At 62.0% G+C, this 19,160-nt stretch carries 17 protein-coding genes; 4 read left to right on the plus strand and 13 right to left on the minus strand.

From position 1 onward, the window contains the following. The first annotated feature begins 2 nt into the window (after nt 1-2). Nucleotides 3-1,343, plus strand: a complete 1,341-nt coding sequence (locus tag EKH55_RS14100) for an HlyD family type I secretion periplasmic adaptor subunit (protein WP_069459019.1) — start codon at nt 3-5, stop codon at nt 1,341-1,343. 290 nt (nt 1,344-1,633) lie between these two features. Continuing rightward, a complete protein-coding gene (locus tag EKH55_RS14105; protein WP_069459018.1) occupies nt 1,634-2,863 on the plus strand; it encodes a tetratricopeptide repeat protein in 1,230 nt (409 codons plus the stop codon). A 27-nt stretch (nt 2,864-2,890) separates the two neighbouring features. Here the strand turns inward: EKH55_RS14105 and EKH55_RS14110 are convergent, their stop codons facing one another. Continuing rightward, nucleotides 2,891-3,388, minus strand: a complete 498-nt coding sequence (locus tag EKH55_RS14110; protein ID WP_151611633.1) for a hypothetical protein — start codon at nt 3,386-3,388, stop codon at nt 2,891-2,893. Between the two features lie 372 nt (nt 3,389-3,760). On the opposite strand from EKH55_RS14110, the gene EKH55_RS14115 reads away from it, so the two are divergent. Next, nucleotides 3,761-4,288, plus strand: coding sequence for a tetratricopeptide repeat protein (locus tag EKH55_RS14115; protein ID WP_069459016.1), 528 nt, complete (start codon nt 3,761-3,763; stop codon nt 4,286-4,288). 304 nt (nt 4,289-4,592) lie between these two features. Here the strand turns inward: EKH55_RS14115 and EKH55_RS14120 are convergent, their stop codons facing one another. After that, nucleotides 4,593-5,636 (minus strand): class I SAM-dependent methyltransferase, encoded by a 1,044-nt coding sequence (locus EKH55_RS14120; RefSeq protein ID WP_151611634.1) that lies wholly within the window; start codon nt 5,634-5,636, stop codon nt 4,593-4,595. Nucleotides 5,637-5,946: 310 nt separating this feature from the next. Between EKH55_RS14120 and EKH55_RS14125 the strand changes: the two genes are divergently transcribed. Further along, entirely contained in the window at nt 5,947-7,932 is a 1,986-nt protein-coding gene (locus EKH55_RS14125; RefSeq protein ID WP_192803719.1) for a putative bifunctional diguanylate cyclase/phosphodiesterase, read from the plus strand. 278 nt (nt 7,933-8,210) lie between these two features. Here the strand turns inward: EKH55_RS14125 and EKH55_RS14130 are convergent, their stop codons facing one another. The 11 genes from EKH55_RS14130 to EKH55_RS14180 form a co-directional block, all read right to left on the minus strand. Further along, nucleotides 8,211-8,495, minus strand: a complete 285-nt coding sequence (locus tag EKH55_RS14130) for a GIY-YIG nuclease family protein (protein ID WP_069459013.1) — start codon at nt 8,493-8,495, stop codon at nt 8,211-8,213. 243 nt (nt 8,496-8,738) lie between these two features. Next, a complete protein-coding gene (locus tag EKH55_RS14135; protein WP_192803720.1) occupies nt 8,739-9,302 on the minus strand; it encodes a hypothetical protein in 564 nt (187 codons plus the stop codon). A gap of 145 nt (nt 9,303-9,447) precedes the next feature. Next, entirely contained in the window at nt 9,448-10,740 is a 1,293-nt protein-coding gene (locus EKH55_RS14140) for a P-loop NTPase family protein (protein WP_151611635.1), read from the minus strand. A gap of 16 nt (nt 10,741-10,756) precedes the next feature. Next, complete coding sequence (locus EKH55_RS14145; protein ID WP_151611636.1) at nt 10,757-11,704, minus strand: type II secretion system F family protein; 948 nt, start codon at nt 11,702-11,704, stop codon at nt 10,757-10,759. Nucleotides 11,705-11,713: 9 nt separating this feature from the next. After that, nucleotides 11,714-12,661 (minus strand): type II secretion system F family protein, encoded by a 948-nt coding sequence (locus tag EKH55_RS14150; RefSeq protein WP_151611637.1) that lies wholly within the window; start codon nt 12,659-12,661, stop codon nt 11,714-11,716. After that, nucleotides 12,658-14,106 (minus strand): TadA family conjugal transfer-associated ATPase, encoded by a 1,449-nt coding sequence (locus EKH55_RS14155; protein WP_151611638.1) that lies wholly within the window; start codon nt 14,104-14,106, stop codon nt 12,658-12,660. Before EKH55_RS14155 ends, EKH55_RS14150 begins: the two co-directional genes overlap by 4 nt. 80 nt (nt 14,107-14,186) lie before the next feature. Then, a complete protein-coding gene (locus tag EKH55_RS14160) occupies nt 14,187-14,759 on the minus strand; it encodes a L,D-transpeptidase (protein ID WP_192803781.1) in 573 nt (190 codons plus the stop codon). Between the two features lie 17 nt (nt 14,760-14,776). Then, on the minus strand, nt 14,777-15,919 hold the full coding sequence (locus EKH55_RS14165) for a pilus assembly protein (RefSeq protein WP_151611640.1): 1,143 nt from the start codon (nt 15,917-15,919) through the stop codon (nt 14,777-14,779). A gap of 27 nt (nt 15,920-15,946) precedes the next feature. Beyond that, a complete protein-coding gene (locus tag EKH55_RS14170) occupies nt 15,947-16,561 on the minus strand; it encodes a TadE/TadG family type IV pilus assembly protein (RefSeq protein WP_151611641.1) in 615 nt (204 codons plus the stop codon). A 314-nt stretch (nt 16,562-16,875) separates the two neighbouring features. After that, nucleotides 16,876-17,358: a TadE/TadG family type IV pilus assembly protein gene (locus EKH55_RS14175; protein ID WP_151611642.1), complete on the minus strand. Its 483-nt coding sequence runs from the start codon at nt 17,356-17,358 to the stop codon at nt 16,876-16,878. Beyond that, entirely contained in the window at nt 17,355-18,950 is a 1,596-nt protein-coding gene (locus EKH55_RS14180) for a TadE/TadG family type IV pilus assembly protein (RefSeq protein ID WP_151611643.1), read from the minus strand. Before EKH55_RS14180 ends, EKH55_RS14175 begins: the two co-directional genes overlap by 4 nt. Between the last annotated feature and the right edge of the window lie 210 nt (nt 18,951-19,160).

A 19,160-nucleotide genomic window follows, 5' to 3' on the forward strand; every position in this document is an offset into this window, starting at 1 on the left:
CCATGGCGCACACAGTCAAAATTCACGACCTCGAGTGGTATTCTGAGGTTCCGCGCGCGATCTGGCGGCAGACCCTGATCGGGCTCGTATTGATGGCGGTCACGTTCGGAGGCTTCAGCCTGTGGGCCTTTACCGCGCCGCTGGCTGCGGCCGTCATCGCCCAGGGAAGCTTCGTCGCAACCGGGCAGAACAAGATCATCCAGCATCTTGAAGGCGGGATCATCGAGGAGATCCTGGTGAGCGAGGGCGACCATGTGGTGGCGGACCAGCCGCTTGTGCGCCTGGACGAGACGGCGGCGCTCGCCAATGAACGCCAACTCTTTCTGCGACAGGCGAGGCTCGAGGCGATCGTCGCCCGCCTTACGGCCCAGATCCAGGGCGCCGATTCAATCGTCCTGCCGGACATTCTCTCGCGGCATGTGCAGGATCCGGAGGTTCGGCCGATCGTCGACAGCCAGGAGCTCAACTTCCGGGCCTGGAAGAGCAAGCTCGACAGCGAAATCGAACTGTTCCGGCAGAACATCGAAGGGTTCCGGTTCCGCGCCGAAGGTTACACCCAGCAACTCAGGGCAGTTCGCCGGCAACTCACTCTTCTTCAGGAGGAACATGCCGGCAAGCAGACGCTGCTGGCGAAGAACCTGATCCGCAAGACCGAGATCAAGTCGATCCAGCGGGCGATCGCCGACGCCGAGGGGCAGATCGGCAGACTCATGGCCGAGATTTCGGAAACCGGAGCGCAGATCCTGAAACAGGAACATCAGATGCGGCAGACGGAAGGAAGCTATCGCGAGGCGGCGCTCGAGGAATTGCAGAAGGTGGAGGCCGAGCTGGACACGGTGCGCGAGCAATTGAGAGGCGCCGCGAACGTCCTTCGTCGCGCCACCATCAATGCGCCGGTCACCGGTACGGTGGTGCGGCTCCACTACCATACGCCTGGCGGCGTCATCGAGAGCGGCAAGCCGATCATGGAAATCCTGCCGTCGGACGTCCCGCTCATCATCGAGGCGCAGATCCTGCGCACCGAGATCGACAGCGTGAAGGTCGGCCAGGACGCCACCGTGCGGCTGACGGCGCTCAACCAGCGCACGACGCCGGTGCTGAACGGCGAAGTCTTCTATGTCTCCGCCGACTCCATTCCCGACTCGGCAAACACAAGCCAGTCGCGCGAAGTCTATCTTGCCAGGGTCAACCTTCCGGTCAGCGAGCTCTCGCGGGTGCGCGGCTTTGCACCGACCCCCGGCATGCCGGCAGAGATCCTGATCCAGACGGCCGAGCGCACCTTCTTCGACTACCTGACGAAGCCGATTCGGGACAGCATGGCGCGGGCTTTCATGGAACGCTGACGTCCTTTAAGCGCCATTTCACCACGCCGCTCTTCCCGAATATCGGCTCCGATTTTCAGTCAGATGCGCCGGATGCGCGACGATCATGCCCGCGCCTCGGGCGAGGTGCGGGCTGCGGTCATATTGCGCCCGCGGCGGGAAGGCTCCTTACACCTTCTGCGTTAATCAGAAAGCATGACCTCCCAGTTTCACCGCCCTTTTTCTACCTTAAGTGGATAGGTTCAATAGTCGGGGCCGGCGGCGTATAATTGGATTTTGTTTTTAATATATTTTTTCATCGGGGCTGAGCGATGAGAGTAGATATTATTGAACACGTTGACGGTTTCGAAAAAATTCGCCGGGACTGGGAGCGACTATATCACGAAGATCCCGAGGCTCATGCCGGCCTGTCCTGGGAACGGCTGCGCAAACACTTTTCGCGCGCAGGGCGATGGTCTGTCCTGGCGCTGGGCGACGAGCAATCCGGCGAAGGGTATTGCGCGTTCCTGCCCTTTGAAGTGAAGACTTATCTCGACGAGAGCAGCGGGCTCTTCTGCGACGAGATCCTGATGCTCGGCAATTGCGACACCGGCCGCAGCGGCATGCTCTGCACGCCGGTGCTCGAGGGCGACGCAGTGGACGTCTGCGCCGGTTGCATCGGCATGGAGAACTGGGCGCGCATGAAAATGGAATGGCTCGAGCCTGTCTCCCCCCGGCTCGAACGATTGCTTCGGGCTTTTGCCACCGAGCGCTTCCTCTGCGAAGAAGCTGGCGGCGTCACGTGCCCCGGCCAAGGCGATCGCTATCACTCTCTGCTCATAAGCACGCGAAGCGGCCGCAATCTGCGCGGCTGCCTCAATCGCCGCAGCATCGATTTCGTCTTCGAACGTGCCATGGACCTGCACGCCCGAGGAGAGTTCGACCGGGCGGAGGCGGCTTATCATCAAGTGGCCAGATCGGCGCCCCGGCATATCCACGCCCGCTACGCGCTGGCGCAACTGTGCTGCGACAGGGGTGACTATGCCGAGGCGGAGCAGATCTATCGCGGACTGCTTTCCCTCATGCCGCAGGGCGACCGGATCCTGCATCGGCTCGGCGACGCGCAGATGGGGCAGGCGCTATACCGCGACGCGAGCGAAACTTTCGAGAACCTGCTCGGTCGCCATCCGCACCTTGGCGTGATCCGCTACAAGCTGGCCGTGTGCCTGCTAGCAGCAGGGCAGAGGGAGGCGGCGATTGCCGTCTTCGAAAGTTTTGAAGACGTCGTGTCCGATGATCCGGATCACATGCGGTGCAAGGCGAAATCACGCGAGGCGCTATGGTATCTCGGCACATTGGCGGACTCGCAAAGCCGGCACGCCGATGGCCAGACGCCGGAAGGAGCGGAAGAGGCCCGCCACCCTTCGCCCGCCGTAAGGCGCGCGAATCCGCTCGGCCTCGCCAAGCCGCTTCTCAGGCCTTCACTGCCCCGGGGCGTTTCGACGCATCTGCATGCAAGGGCGTCGCTTTACGGAGGCTTCGGCTCGAGACTGAAGCATTGACAAGCGCATTCCAAAATGGGGGTGGATTCACCGGCGCCGAATGCGGGCGATGATGCCGGCATGCGACGACAGGCAGGCGCCGGCCACCAGCAGGAAAAGCACGACCCAGAGCGCTGGTACCGACAGAGGCAGCAAGGACCAATCGCCGCTGAGAAGCTCAGGAAGGGAGAGGCCGGTAAGCCCGGCCTGTGCGCTCGACGCCCGCACCACGCCGAACATCGACGCGATCAGCGCGACATGCGCGTGAACGAAACGACTTCTCACATAACGGTCCGGCCGGGCGGCAAGGGGGATGCCCAGCGCTGCGGCAGTCAGCAGCGCCGCCACGGCCGCCTCGAGGCCGATACCGTCGAGCAGCAGGAAGGCCGGCTCGCGCACCACCGGAAGGATCGTCATATAGAGCGACCAGGCGATTGCACTCGACGGAAATTGTGCCAAGAGAAGCATGCTCAGGAGAAATGCCGCGGCCAAGGCATAGGCAAAGGACGGTCCGAGTCGAACAAGAGTGAAAACCCAGGAGCGCATAGGACGTGCATCCTTTTCGGTTGAAGGCGGCCTTTTCGGCGCCAGCGCCGCGCCTTTGATCAGACACGCAAATGCTCGCTATAGCGCCTCGAATCGCTGCATCATATGAGCCGGCGCTTAACCGGAGCTTACCACCGTTCATTGCAAAGAACGGCCGAATCACCTTGCTACATTCCAGGCCGACCGATTCGCTCTTAACGCGTCGCCTCCCCGTCAAATTCCGTGGGAGGAGACCAAGGGAGACAAAGAAATGTGTCTCTTTAATGCTACTCGCCAGTCCAATTCTTCATTTGTTAGCTTTTCTTGGCGAAGAATTCTCGTGAGGACCGGCACCCGCTTGGCTAGGATGCACCCGTAAGTTTGGGGGTAGGTATGATCGCATTGCAGGTTGGATCACGAATCGCATGCCTTACGTCGCTGCTGGCCGTCGGAATTTTCCTGGCGGGATGCCAGTCCGCCGCTTTCGACGACGTGGCCGCATTCGGCGATAGCGCCAAGACGCTGGAGGACGACTCGGCGGTCGCATTTTACAAGAACGATGAGCTGATCACGAAGGGCAAGCTACAGTTCAAAGAAAAGAACTACGGCAAGTCCTACGCCATCTACAAGCGCGCGGTGGCGGTATTCCCTCAGGATCCGGCCGCCTGGCTCGGCTTTGCCGCCTCTGCGGACATGATCGCCCGGTTCGACACGGCGGACAGAGCCTATGTGCAGCTCTCGAAGATGATCGGCAATACCCCGGTCTATTACAACAACCTCGGCTACTCCCATCTTCTGCGCGGCGACCTGCCGAAGGCGCGTCGTTATTTCCTCAAGGCCTATGAGCTCGACCCCGCAAACGAGACCACTGCGACCAACCTCGAATTGATGAAGAACAGCGTGAAGTACGCCCAGCGCTGACGGTTGCCGGCCGGCACGGATCGCGACCGGAGGCGGCTTGCTCAACCAGCCGCGGCTAGCGCATCGGCCCGAAAATCGTACCCGATTTTCGGAAAGCTCGATGCGCAGATTCAAAGCGTTACAGCGACCTTTGCGCGTCTGAAAAGACGCGCGGCGCTGTAACTGCGCATTTGATAATATCTGAAAGAAAAAGCGCATCGTCTGGGTTCACTCAGGCGATGCGCGTCATTGCGGGCTGAAGCGCGCTTACAGGGCTGCGCGTCTTGAACCGCGCAGCCCTGTATCACTTTGAACTGCCCCGTCCTCACGGACGCTTTTGCAGAATGCCGTAGATGATGTTGCGGTTTTCACCGAATTCCACGCGCGCATCGAACCTGTTGCGGTCGACGCTCGCATTGATGATCCTCCACATGTCGCTCTCCGAACGCAGCAGCAGTGCCCAGTTCATGAGAGTCTCCATGTAGCCGTCGTCGCTGATCTCGTCGGCGAAATTGGCGAACAGAAACACGCCGTTGGGCTTCAGCATTTCAAGGCACTTCTGCGTCAGCTTCACCGCCACCTTGTCGGCGAGATAGTCGTAGAGACCGGCAGCGTAGATGAAGTCGAACTGGCCGAGGTCGTATCCCCTGGTGAGCAGACCGCGAACCGACCCGTCGATCGCTTCGATGCAGGTTCCGTTGAAGTCGCGCGCGATGGAGCCGACGCTCAAGGGGTCCTGGTCGAGCGCCACCCAGCGTTTGATCCGCCCCTCTTTGAGGGCGACGGAGCGGTCAGCCTCCCGCAGATGACCGGCGGCGATCGTGAGGACTTCCGTTTCGCCGCCCCGCTCGCTCGCCACCGCATCGACATGCCGGGTCAGGAGATCGCGCCTTTCGCGAACGGCAACAGAGGACGGCGCATTGCTGGTGTACTTGTAAAGGGCGCGCCCAAGCGGCGAGGCCTTTTCGATCGCTTCCGAGGTGCTCGGATGACTATAGATGAAATCGATCAATTGCGCGTCGCCGGAATAGCCGCGCGGTTTCTCGAAGGACCAACGGGTGAAGGGATCCTCGTGAAAGAAATCCGCGAGCGGATGGTTCTGCACCAGCGGCACGAGCTCCTGCCAGACGCTCGGATCGAATTTGCCGCGCATGCCGTGAAGCGCGCCGATCAACTGGTGAAGGATGGCGGCCGGGTCCCGCCCCTGCTCGACCTGCTGGCGCGCGATCGACAGCACGAGCGCGAGCTCGGCCTTGCCGGTTTCGAGTTGCTTCTCGTGCTGGGCCGTTTTGGCGGGAGACAGTTCGGTTGTGATGGACTCAGGGGTGATCAGGCTTTCGCCGTCGAAAAGAATCTGAATTTGGGTCACGCGAAACTCATCCGTTAATAGATTGTTAACAATATGCTCAAGTTTGGAAGATGCGCCAGACAAGGATAAAGTTTTCGTAGAATATGGTTAACAAGCTCTCCCATTGATCCATTCTGCTACGCTGACGCAAGAGCTTCTGTTCTTCCCGAATTCAGCAAAACTTAATCGACCTGTACTATTGTGCCGAACAATGTTGCCCGACGTGCAGGGTTTTCCATGATCACGCCAGATTGAACTGTCTGATGCGGTATCAACTTCAGGAAGAAAAGACCCGGAAATGGACAGGCGACGTAACGCGATGGATCGGTGCATGAAGCACACGTTGACCGATATGATTGAAGTCGATCTCGATAATGACCCGCCGAGACCGGCCTCGAGCGAATTGCTGAGCCTCTATCACGAGGAAGGCGAAGGTGCGCGCAAACAGGCGACCAGACAGGGGTTCTGGACGGCCGTCGGCGTCTATCTCCTGTTTTCGGTGACGGATGTGCTGCTGGTGCCGGACGTCGCCGCTTTGACGATCGGGGCCCGTTTCACGATTTCGATCGTTGCGCTCATTATCCTCGAAACACAGTACCGCCTGAACGCCACCGCGAATTCGATCGATTGCACCGCCGCGGCCGCACTGGTCGTCGCCTATGCGGGTTGGCTCTATCCGGCGATGATGACGTCGGACACCGAAAGCATTTCCTACTATATGGTCTTCGGCGCCATCTTCATGATGAGTGTCAACCTGTTCTTCAGCTTCAGGTTTCGACTGTCCCTCTTCGCATCGATAACGATACTTCTGATCTTCTTTGCCGCGGTTCTGTCTTTCCCCCCCGCGGAGGTTTCCTATCGGCTCGCATTCGGCACCTTCAACGTCTCCTGCTTCATCTTCACCTCCTATGTGAACTGGAAGCTCAACCGGGAGCGCTACAAGGTCTTCCTCAATGCCGTCGAGGCGAGAATCCAGCACAAGGAGGCGTCGGAGCGCGGAAAGGCGCTGCTGCGGCTGTCGCACACCGATTCGCTGACCGGTCTCAACAACCGCCGCGCCGTGGACCAGACGCTGCGGGACTATTGGAGCGACTGGCAGAGGCGCGGAAAGAGCTTTGCAGCAATCCTCATCGATGTCGATTTCTTCAAGAAATATAACGACTACTACGGCCACCAGGAAGGGGACCGCTGCCTTGTCCTGGTCGCCAATGCCCTGAAGGGATCGATAGAGGCCTGCAACGGCTCCATCGGCCGCTACGGCGGCGAGGAGTTCATCGTGCTTGCGCATATGCAGACAGGCGAAGAGGCCGCCGAGCTCGCGGAAACCATTCGCCGCAACGTCGAAGGCCTGGCCCTGCCGCATCAGGAGCGGCGCGACGGCATGTCCGTCGTCACCGTCAGCGTCGGCGCCGCCTTCACCCGCAACCAGACGGGTTCGAAGCTCGAGAGGCTTATCCACGAGGCCGACCGCGCGCTCTATAGCGCCAAGGCAAGCGGCCGCAACTGCGCGCGCCTATTCGACCCCAGCGATCCCCTGACCAGCGACGAGAGCGAGAACATCGCGGCACTGCTGAAGATCGCGATCGATCAGGATCTCGTCTCGATGGTCTACCAACCGATCTGCAACGTCGCGTCCGGCAGAATCGACGCCGTCGAGGCGCTGATGCGGCTCAAGATGCTCGACGGTACCGCCGTCCCACCCAGCCTTTTCATCCCGATCGCCGAACGCACCGGCGTCATCCTGGAACTCGGACGCTGGGCGATAAGGACCGTTTGCCGCGAAATCCTCGCGGTCGATCGCGTTCCGGTCGTCAGCGTCAATGTCTCTCCGATCCAGTTGAAATCGCCCGGCTTCGCCGCTTCCGTCGCGGCAATTCTAGGTGAAACCGGAGTCGCCGGAGCCCGGCTGGCGCTCGAAATCACCGAGGGGCTGGAGATGGAAATGCATTCGGACGTCCTGCGCTGCATCAGCGACCTGAAGACCCTGGGCGTCCGCATCTGGCTCGACGATTTCGGCACCGGCTTCGCCGGCCTGTCATGGCTGCGGCTGATCGATTTCGACACGGTGAAGATCGACCGTTCGTTCCTTCACGATTGCGACACCTCGAGGGGCAAGGCGATGCTGAGGGATATTATCGGTCTCGTGCGAAACCGCGGCCACAAGATCCTCGTCGAAGGCGTGGAAACCGAGGACCAGATGGGGCTCATGCGGCAGTTCCGCATAGACCAGGTCCAGGGCTTCCATGTGGGCCGCCCGAAGCTGGCGGAGAATCTCCGGCTGAAGGCCGCCGCAGGCGCCCAACTGACGCGGGCATGAGCTTGCCGCAGCACTGCGTTTATGACGGCGGCATATTTAGGCGTAGCGGGAACGTCGACGATTTTTCCTGCGCCGCCATCCTCGGGCTTGACCCGAGGATCCAATCGCAAGCACCGTCCCCGCATGGTCCTGTCCGGACTGCATATGCTGTCCTTCCAACGTTAGGGGAGGTTTGTGCGTGGATCCTCGGGTCAAGCCCGAGGATGACGGAAGAGGGATGACGGGGCTTGCAATCCGCAGTCATCCTCGGGCTTGACCCGAGGATCCACGCACAAGCCCTACCAAAGCTCGAAATAGAGGTCCCGCCAGCCCGGATTCATCTTCTCGATGAGTTCGATCTTCCATTGCCGGTACCATCGTTTGAGCGATTTCTCGCGCTGGATGGCAGTGCCGATCTGCAGATGTTCCTCATACCAGACGAGCCGGTCGCATCCGTATTTCGACGCGAAGCCGGGCGTCATGCCCTCCCGATGCTCAAAGATGCGGCGCTCGAGATTGGAGGTGACGCCAATATAGAGCGTTCCTCTCTTCTGATTCGTGACGATGTAAACATATCCGGCCATGCGGGGGGATGATGCTTGTGCATGGATCCTCGGGTCAAGCCCGAGGATGACGGCGGAGGAGGTGTCATCGACAATCCCGCGACGCGCTGAGGATGCCGCACCCGTTCCTCGTCGGCTGCGGCGCGGTCATACATCCTTCGGGGACAGCCTTCGGCGCCTCAGGAGCCACGGTACGCTTTGCGTCTTAACCTCTCCTCCCCCGTCATCCTCGGGCTTGACCCGAGGATCCACGTACATCGCGCTCTACCGCACCTTGCGAAGAATGAGCTTGCCCTCGGGCGAGATCGAGCGCTCGTAGCGCGGCAGGTCGGCGATCGACGTGCCGCCGCTTTCAGCAGCCGAAGTATCTTCCGCCACATCCGGGCCACCGGCCGGAGCCCCGAGCGAAGGCGCGAGGCGTTGCGTGACGCCCTTGCCCGGCGCGCTCAGGATGACGGAGCCGCCGGAGGCCGGCGCCGCGAAGCGTACGCCGCCGTCGAATTTCCCGATTTCCTTCCGCAGCCCTTCCAATTGCTGACGGACGATCGCAAGTTCGTCGGCCTTGGCGCCTTGCACGACATGCCGCCCCTGCTTCTCGATCTGCAGTTTCAGCCCGTCGATCGAACGCTTGACCGCAGCGATGGCCTCCCGGCTTTCGCGCACATCCGCGGCATTCTTCGCGGTATAGAGCAGCATGCCGGCATTCAGCGGCAGGAACACCACCGCCAGCGCGATAAAGGGCGCGAAGCGCGACCGGGCGGGCTCCTCGGCAACCCCTTCGCGCCGTACGCCATCGAGTTCCACGTCGACATTCGCCAAGCTGACCATGCCTCTCACTCCGCCGCCAATCGCATGTCGCCCAAAAGTGCGCAGCGGTTTTGGGGCAACGACATGCACAAAAAAACAATCGCAGGCCGAAGCCCTCGAACATATCCCCGGGGGGCCATGCAGGGCGAAGAGGCATCATCCACGCTCAATCCGTCGTGAAGACCCCTTCCCAGGCCCGTTCCAGCAAGTCCAGCGACGCTACCTTCCGCACCCCGTTGAATTCGCAATAGGACCCGATGAAATCCAAGAGATACTTCGGATGGTAGCAGGACGCCAGCGATTCGTCACCGTAACGACGATCATAGAACAATTCCAGGTCGCGCGCCGAGAGCTCCACATCGACGCTCAGCGCATAGGCCTCGAATATCTGGAAATAGTCCGCACGGGAAGGCGTGTTGACGAAGATCTTGTATTTCAGCCGCCGCAGGCCCGCCTCGTCGGAGAGATCCCGCGGCGCGATATTCGTCGAGAACACCACGAGCTCGTCGAACGGCACCTTGAACTTCTTGCCCGTGTGCAGCGTCAGGAAGTCGTAGCCGCGTTCGAGCGGCACGATCCAGCGGTTGATCAGCGCCTGCGGCATCACCTGCTGGCGCCCGAAATCGTCGATGATGAAGATGCCGCCGGAAGCCTTGAGGTGGATCGGCGCCTCGTAGACGTTCGAGCCCTCGCCCAGGGTCAGGTCGAGAAGATCGAGCGTCAGTTCGCCACCGGTCTTGATCACCGGCCGTTTGCACTCGACCCAACGCCGGTCGGCCTTTGGGTAGATTGCCGCGCCAGCCGGTTGGTGCACCGCCTCGTCATAAAAACTGATGACGTAGCCGCCGACCTCGATGGCATAGGGCACGAAGATGGTCTGCCGGAAGAGGCGCGCCGACCTCTCGGCGATGCTCGTCTTGCCGTTGCCGGGTGGACCGTAAAGCAGGATCGATTGACCGGAGTTCATCGCCGGCCCGAGCTTTGCGATCAGCGACGGCGAAAGCACGAGCCCTTCAAGGGCGTCGGTCAGGACCTCCGGCGTCACCCGCTCGTGATGGATCGTCTGCAGCCCGAGCTGGCGGCAGAAGGCGTCGAGCGAGACCGGCGCCGGTCCCACATAGCTCGACTGCCGCAGGGCGGCTTGCGCGTATTCGACGCCCTTCGATGAGAGCGCATAGCGGATATCGGATCTGACGTCCTCTCCTGCCAGCCCGCGCGCCTCGAAATAGGCAAGCTTGGTGAGCTCCTTGATCAGGAGATTGACGACCGCCTTGGAGAGCTTCATGCGCTCCGCCAGATGCGACGGCGTCACCGTGTCCTGTTCGGTCGCGCATTTCGCCGCAAGCCGCAGCAGGAACGACGTTTCGAGCCCGGTTTCCTCGATGCTCATCGGCGCCAGCGGCATCCGGGGATCGAGCGTGGCGGCGAAATCTTCACGAACTTCGTCGAGCGAATGCATGGGGATCTCCTTCCTCTCAGCCACCGGGCGTCAGGCCGACGATCAAGCTGATGACGCGGATGACGATGGGGACGAGCACGATGACGAGGCTGACCGGGAACAGGAAGGCGCCGAGCGGCAGCAGCATCTTGATCGGCAGAGCATTGGCCTTTTCCTCCGCCCGCACGATGCGGAGATCGCGCATCTCCTTGCTGTAGACGCGGAGCGTCTGGGTGACACTCGTGCCGAGTTCCTCCGACTGGCGGAAGAGCACCGCAAGCGCGCGCGCCTCGTCAATCCGGAGCCGCACCGCAAGATTGGCGAGCGCCTCGCGCAGCCTTCGTCCGCCGCGCACCTCGAGCATCATGATCGAAAGATGCAGGCCGAAATCTTGCTTCTTGCTGACGAATTCGCGTGCGACGCGGTTTGCCGCCGCCTCGAGGCTCATGCCCGCATCGAGGCAGACGATCAGCATGTCCATGAAATCGGGAAAGAGGCGGCGATATTCGCGCTCCTTCGCGTCGCCGCGCCGGTCAATGTAAATATTCACCAGGATGAAGGTGGCGCCGGCGGCGAACATCGCGACCAGGAGCGTCATCAGCCGGGAAGTTTCCGGCGCGAACCGGTTCAGGGCCCAGGCGGTTGCGACCAGCGCGCCCATGCAGACGATTGCGCGGATCGTCTGGAATGTCGTGACCGCGTTGGCGCTGAAATAGCCGGCACGGATCAGCCGATTCTGCGTCGAATTGGCATTGGTGTCGCGCCGCGTGATCTCGAAATAGCGGCGGATCAGCCGGTTCTCCGCCTCGCCGAGTTCGTCGATGGCGGCTTCGCCGAGGTGAAACTCATCACCCCGCGCCTTGGCACGCGCCTCGGAGAGGCGGACGCCGACCTCGCGCCGGCGGAAGACGACCTCGGAGGCGGCGGCGGAAAAGATCAGAACCGAGAAAAAGACGACGAGGTAAATGCCGTACTCGTTCCACATGGCGGCACCTCAATATTCAAAGTTGACCATTTTGTAGAGAATGACGTTGCCGATCGCCATCACGACCAGGAGGCCGGTAACGATGATCGAGCCGTAGCCGCTATTCCAGACAGGATCGAAATAGCCTGGCGACAGCGTGCTGATCATGCCGTAGAGCAGGAAGGGATAGACCGACATGAAGATCGCGGTGATGCGCCCCTCCGCCGAGATCGACTTGACCTTCGCCTTCAACATGAAGCGATCGCGCAGGGTCTTGGAAAGGTTTTGCAGGATCTCGACCAGATTGCCACCGGTGCCTGCCTGGACGCTGAGCGAGATCGCCAGCAGGTTGAGATCCTCGACCCCTACCCGACCATTGAGGTTCATCAGCGCATCGTCGAGCGTCACGCCATAGGTCAGCTCGTCCGAAAGGAGGCCGAACTCGCTGCCGATCGGATCCGGCATTTCGCGCGCGACCAGCGAGATCGCGGCGGGCAGCGGATGCCCGGCCGCAAGGCTGCGGGTCGCGACATCGAGCGCCTCGGGCAGTTTTTCGGCGAATTTACGCATGCGCGTCGCCCGGGCCCGCCAGACGACCACCACCGGGATCAGCAGGCAGACGGCAAGAAAGATCGGGGTTCGGACGAGATTGGTCGGCACGAAGTATTGCACGAGGAGCCAGACGGCGAGCGCGCCGGCGACGCCATAAAGCGTGAAGCGTTTGCCGTCGAACTTGATACCGGACTGCACGAAGTATTGGCGCAGCCGCTGCATCAGCGGCAGCGAACGCCATTCGGCGCCGCGTTCCTTCAGCATATCGCGGTAGATCTGGCGATGGTTTTCATTGCCGGCGAGCAGGCTCAGGCGGTGGTTCACCGCCCTTGTGCGTTCGGAGGTTCGGAAGTAGCCGCGCAGCAGCGCTTCGGCGGAAATCAGTACCGCGACGAAGACGGCGCCGTAAAGGAGCAGGAGCGTCATTTCTTGCCTCCCGTCTGCAACGGCTTGCCGGGCTCGAAGATCGACTGCGGCACGATGATGCCGACTTCGGCGAAATCCTCGACGAAGCGCGGTCGGAGGCCAGAGGCGCGGAATTCGCCGAGGATGCGGCCGTTCTCGTCGGTGCCGGTCTTCTTGAAGCGCATGATCTCCTGCATTTGTACGACCTCGCCCTCCATGCCGGTGATCTCGGAGACGGAGACGAGCTTGCGGCTGCCGTCGCTCAAACGCTGCACCTGCACGATCAGCGTGATCGCGGAGGCGATCTGCGAACGGACGCTTTGCGGGGTCATCGGCATGCCGGCCATGCCGACCATCTGCTCGAGGCGGCTTACCGCATCGCGCGGGGTGTTGGCATGGATCGTCGTCATCGAGCCTTCATGGCCGGTGTTCATCGCCTGCAGCATGTCGAAGGCCTCTTCGCCGCGCACTTCGCCGACGATGATCCGGTCCGGCCGCATGCGCAGCGCGTTTTTCAGAAGCTCGCGCTGGCGGATCTCGTTGCGCCCGTCGAGCGTCGGCGGCCGGGTTTCCATGCGGCCCACATGCGGCTGCTGCAATTGCAGTTCCGCCGCGTCCTCGATGGTGATCAGCCGCTCCTTCGGCGAGATCTGCGAGGAGAGCGCATTGAGCAGCGTCGTCTTGCCCGAACCGGTACCGCCGGAAATGACCATCGACACCCGGCCCTTGACCGCGGCGCTCAAAAGAATGCGCATCTCCTCCGCCATGGCGCCGAATTCGACCAGCCGCTCCATGGTCAGCGGCTTGCGGGTGAACTTGCGGATCGAGACCAGCGGGCCGTCAATCGAGATCGGCCGGATCGCGACGTTGACGCGCGAGCCGTCCTTGAGGCGGGCATCGACCATCGGCGTCGACTCGTCGACGCGGCGGCCGACCGCCGAGACGATCTTGTTGATCACCCGGAGCAGGTGGTCCTCGTCCTTGAAGCGCACGGCCGTGCTTTCGAGCACGCCCTTCCGCTCCACATAAACGTTCTTGTGGCCGTTAATGAGAATGTCGGCGACGCTCTCGTCCGCGAGCAACGGCTCGATCGGCCCGAGGCCCAGCATCTCGTCGGTGATGTCGCGAACAAGGTCGTTGATTTCCTTGGCGTTCAGGGCTGAGTTGTTGCGGCGGATATAGTCCTTGACCAGCGGCCGGATTTCCGCGGCGATCTCTTCGGTATCGAGCGAGTCGAGAATGCCGAGATTGATATGGTCGAGCAGGTGCCGATGGAGGTTCACCCTTTCGGAGACCATGTCCAGGCCAAGCGGTGACTGCTCTTCACCTGCCGTGTCAGTGACTGCCGGCACCGGCGCGGCCGCGAGCGCGGCCGTCCCGCTTGAAGGAAATTCCACGACCGGGCTGCCCTCTGCCCTCTCCTGCGGCGGCTGCTTGTAAAAGCGTCCTATGAACCCATTCGCCATCAGCCTTACTCCTTACACACTAGCTTGCTCCGTGGGTGCCGCCCCTCTGGCACCACCACCTCAACCCAAACTGCACACACCTACTTCACCACCACGGTCGCCCCGAGCTTCACCCGGTTGTAGAGATCGATGACGTCGGCGTTGCTCATCCGGAAGCAGCCGGAGGAGGCGAATTCGCCGACGGTCGATTGTTCGTTAGTTCCGTGGATGCGGTAGAGCGTGTCCGCCCCGCCGCGGTAGAGATAGAGCCCCCGCGCGCCCATGGGATTGAACGGGCCTGCCGGTACGAGCTCCGGCAGCTCCGGCGAGCGCGCCTTCATCTCCGCCGGCGGGCGCCAGTCGGGCCATTCCGCCTTGCGGCCGATCCTGACGACGCCCGTCCAGCGGAAACCGTCGCGGCCGACGCCGATGCGGTAGCGGAGCGCACTGTTGCCGGAGAGGACGAGGTCGAGCGTCCGCTCATCGCTCTTGATCACGATCGTGCCGGCCGGGTGGGCCTGGGCGGCGCTCACCATGGTCGCCGTCGTCTGACCGAGATTGCGCGGCACCCGCGCGCTTGCCGCTTCCGCGATCGCAGGGAAGGCAAGCGGGACCAGCACCAGCAAGGCGCCTGCCAATCGGCGCCACGCCTTTCCCGCCTGCCGCTTGCCCATGTCCTGTCCGCCTGCCTTCATTTCACCAATGCTCCGAGCTTTCCGACGGCGCTGCAGAAGCGCGAGCGTTGATTGACCTCGACCGGCAGTACGCCGCGGTCGAGCGCCTCTCGCAACGTCTCCCAGTCATAGTCGACGATATGGGCGTGAATGTCCTTGAACACCTGGTCGATCTGCTTGCGGCTGACGCCGAGGCTGAAGAGCCGGCTGCGATATTTGTTGACGACGAGAAAGATCGAGGCCGGGCTGCCGCGCAGCCGCGTCAGATGCAGGAAGAGGTCGCGCGCCTGGTGCAGCGCGGGGATGGTCATCTCCGTGACGATCGTGACGCTGTTTACCGATCGCAGCACGTCGTCCTTCCATGGCGTACTGTAATAGGGCATGTCGATCACGGTCTCGTCGCTTTCGAAGGCCGCGACGTCGAGCATGCGCAGCACCAGTTCCGCGCCCTTGGGCGACCAGAGAACGGAGGGCTGCTTGAAGGAGAGAAGCGAGAAGCCGCTCGAATGGCGCTTGCGCACGAGGTCGATGAATTCGAGGTCGACGCGCGTGGGATTAGCGATGACCGGCATCAAGTCGTAGTCGTTGACGAGGTTCAGATAATAGCCGAGCGATCCGGAGGAAAAATCCATGTCGAAGAGATCGACCCGAGGGGTGCCGGCTTTCGTCGGCTGCGCCAGCACATGGGCAAGCGAGGAGGCGATAACGCTCGCCCCTGCCCCCCCGACAGCCGAGACGACCGCATGCACGCGGCTGCCGGTCGCGCCCGCCGTCGGCACATGGGTCGAGATCATGTCGATCAGTGCCCGGCGCTCGAGCGGCTTCTTCAGCCAGTCACTGCCATTGAGACGGATGAGCAGCCGCATCCGCTCGTCCGTCAGTTCCTCGGAGACGACGACGAGCGGGATGTTGCGGTGATTGGCGCGGAAGGCGAAGAGCTCCGGTTGCTGCAGCACCTCGCCATTGTCGACATCGAGCACGATCATGTGGAACTCGGTCGGCGCGAGCCGGCCCTTTTCGCCGAGCGCCTTCAGCGCCATGTGGCGGACGTCGTAGCGGGACAGGGACCCGAAGGTGTCGAGCATGAAGCTCGCGGCCGCGGCATCGTCGGAAAGAACGAGGATCTTGGTGGTCCCTACGAAGTTCATATGGGCTGTCATCTCGCTTCCCCACGCATTATCAAAGGTTTAGCAGGTTGAGCACGTTCTCAGGTCTTCGGTCGTGATCGTCACCGGATGGGCGGGCACGGTAATTTCGTCTAGCCCCAGCAGGCCGCCGAGGAGCGGCAGGTCGAAGGTGATGTCGCGAACCTCCAGCCGCATGGTCAGCACCGGCCCCTCGGGACGACCCCAGTAGCCGAGGCCCGAACGCTGATAGGTGACGACTAGGTTCGCCGGCTGTATGCGCCAGTTGATGTCGCAGATGCCGGGCCGCGGATCACCAGCCGTGCCGCAGGCGCCGTCGCTTCCACGCACGATCCGGCTCAGTCCGGCGGCGTCACAGGCGGTATAACCGGGGCCGCAACTCACGGAGATCGTCGCGTCGTTGGGCGTGGCGTTGCCGTTGTTCAAAGGGTTCGCCGCGCCAATTGGAAACGCCGCATCAAAAGCCGCTTGGCTCACCAGCGGATCGGAAACGGCTGCCAATCGCGCGCCATATTGCAGCGCCTTTACCGTTTGGTTCCATTGCGACATCGCGTAGCCGAATTCGATGAAGGCGGCAAAGACCAGGAGCACGATGGGGAACGTGATCAACGCCTCGGAAAGGGCGACGCCGCTCTCGTCTTGGCGGAAGGGCATCATGAATCGGAAAGGCCGCGATGTCCCGGTCCCGGCACGACGACGCCTCGCAGCAAGACGCGCCACAATCCGCAACGCACCGCCCTCATCCCTGTGCTTGTCACAGGGATCCAGCCACGGTGCGTCTGCACCGTGAATGACCCCCTTCGGATCGACGCCGAACGGGACGCGTGCCAGTCGCCGGTATTGATTCTCTCGCGCCTCCGACGCGGCGCTGCCGGATTCCTGTGACGAGCACAGGAATGAGGGAAGTGAGGATGCGCAGGCAGCGCTCTGCTCCATCAGATCGCGCAACGGCTGTGCATGTATCCGTTTGCCTACCATCCCATATACCTCTCTTCATGCGAGACGCTGATGGTGATGGCGCCGATGCCGAGCCAGCCGAAGAGCGGCGAGGCTTCGTAAAGATGCGCGGTTGCGAGCGTGATCGTGCCGTCGGCGCTAACCGGCGTGACGGTGATATCGCCGAGACTGGGCCCCCATCCAGGGACGCGCAGCGCCGCACCCGTCGCCGGCGTTTGCGTTCCATAATAGGCAATGGTTTTCGCAGTCGCCTCGGAACAGGTCGCGGTGTAGGTCGGCGATGTCGGCCGGCAGCGCGAAATATAGCGGCCGGCGTCGCGCAGGCCTGCATCGATTTGCATCCGCTCCCACATAAGATTGCCGAACTCCAGTATGCCGACCGCAAAGAGCGTGACGAAGGGGACCGCCACCAGCGCCTCGGTAAGCACGGCGCCTTCCTCGCCCCGCCAGAAGGCGTACGTTGACCGACACTGACGGAAATATCTGAGCGCTTTCATCGGACCAACTCCGCTTCCTCACGCAGGAATTCGTCGAGCGTGCCGCGCCCGCCCGCGCCGGTGATGTCGATCATTTCCAGCGACAGGTAGCGGGTGCTGCCCGCCGTAAGCGCCGGCTTGGTCGTGAACATGCGAGCAAAGGCTATCGCTCTCGTATCGGTGCTATGCCCGGTGAGGCGGCCGGCATTGTACTCATGCTTGCAGTTGACGACGGCGGCGAAGATTTCCCGGCGATCGCCATAGTCGCCGCTTGTGTAGTTCGAGAGGTCCGGCCCGCTGTAGCACTGCCCGCCAATCAGGGGGGTGCCCTTTTCGCCGTTTGCCGACGTATCGCTCAGCAGCGCTGCGTTGTCGAGTTCGTAGCGATAGACGTCATAGGCCGAGGGCTGCGACGGCGACCCCGTAGGCGACGGATAGCTGGAATGGTTGCTCAGGATATCGCTGGTCGAGGGAATCGGGTTCCCGGGATGCGCGACGTTCCAGTAGCTGTTGTATTGCCAATTGTTACCTGTGCTGATCTTGCCGCCCGCGAGCGAGGTCATGGATGCGCCATAGCCGAGCGGCACGGCCTGGGTGACGTCGCCGACCGCGCTGCCGGTCATGACCGGGTTGTAGTCGCCACAGATTTTGCTGGCGCCGCCCGTCTGCGTCTGCGCCGACCGTACGTTGCGGGCTGGCCGATAGCGACCGTCGTTGCGCGCGTTTCCGAAGGAGCCGCCATACAAACCAAAGCGCGTGTTCAGGCCGGCCTCCACGGGACCGGTATTGGCGCCAGTCTTCGTCTCCAAAGCATCCTGCTTGTAACAGACGCCCGGCGAGCCCGTCGCCAACGCCTCGGCAAGGACATTGGCTCCATTCCCGTAAGTGGATAGAAAGCCGAAATTACCAGGTCCGGGCGAACTGGAGGAGGAATTATGCAACTCGAACTGCACGCCATAGAGGTCGCCGGCGGCAAAATTCGTGTGTAGTTGCTCGGCCGCCTCTTCGTTGTTGCTGCCCGAGGCGTTCTCATACGGATTGCAGATATAGATCGGCGTCACGTTGCAGGCTGCAGCCCGATAGACCGCCACGGCCTCGGCGGCGACGTTGATCGTGTCGCGGTTGAAGCCGACTGGAACGGGGAAGATCGTCGTCATCGCCTGCGGCTTGGCAACCACCCACGCATAGGATGCCTCGTTTGGATCGGTCGTCACCATCGATGAGGAAATCGGGCTGTCGTCACTAGCCGGAATTTGCTTGAGATAGGTGACAGTCACAGTGCTGCCGGCGTCGTTTCCCGCATCATAGGTCACCGTGATATGGGAGCCGAGCGACATGCCGGTGCCGCCGCCACCGAAGGCGGCGTTGTTGGCGAGCGTCTCAATTGCCGCATCGGCCCGGTCGATCGCATCGTCACGGCCGTCGAGCTCGCGGGCGCCGGCGAGCGCCATGGCGTCGACGGCATTCTGCAGGTCGGTGTGGAGATTGCCCGTGCGGCCGACATCGATGACCATCAGCGAAAAGCCGAGCAGAAGCGGCATGGAAATCAGCGTCAAGGCGATGACGTAGCCACGGTTGTCGTCCAGGAAGCGTCTGATTGCCTTACTCAACATGGCATGCTCCTCGGATCGCGGCGGAACGTCCGCCGCGGCTTAGCTGTCGCCAGAAGCGAAGCGCTCCGGACGACCACGTGCTTGAACCAGGGGCGGAAACTTTAAAAATATCAGCGGTTGTCCGCCCGCATTCCGCTTCTGAAAGTATAAAATCTTCTTTCGGATCACCCGATTTCGACCGCTTCGGCCGAGGATCGAGGGAAGCCTAGT

This window comes from Sinorhizobium alkalisoli (assembly GCF_008932245.1).
Lineage (GTDB): Bacteria > Pseudomonadota > Alphaproteobacteria > Rhizobiales > Rhizobiaceae > Sinorhizobium > Sinorhizobium alkalisoli.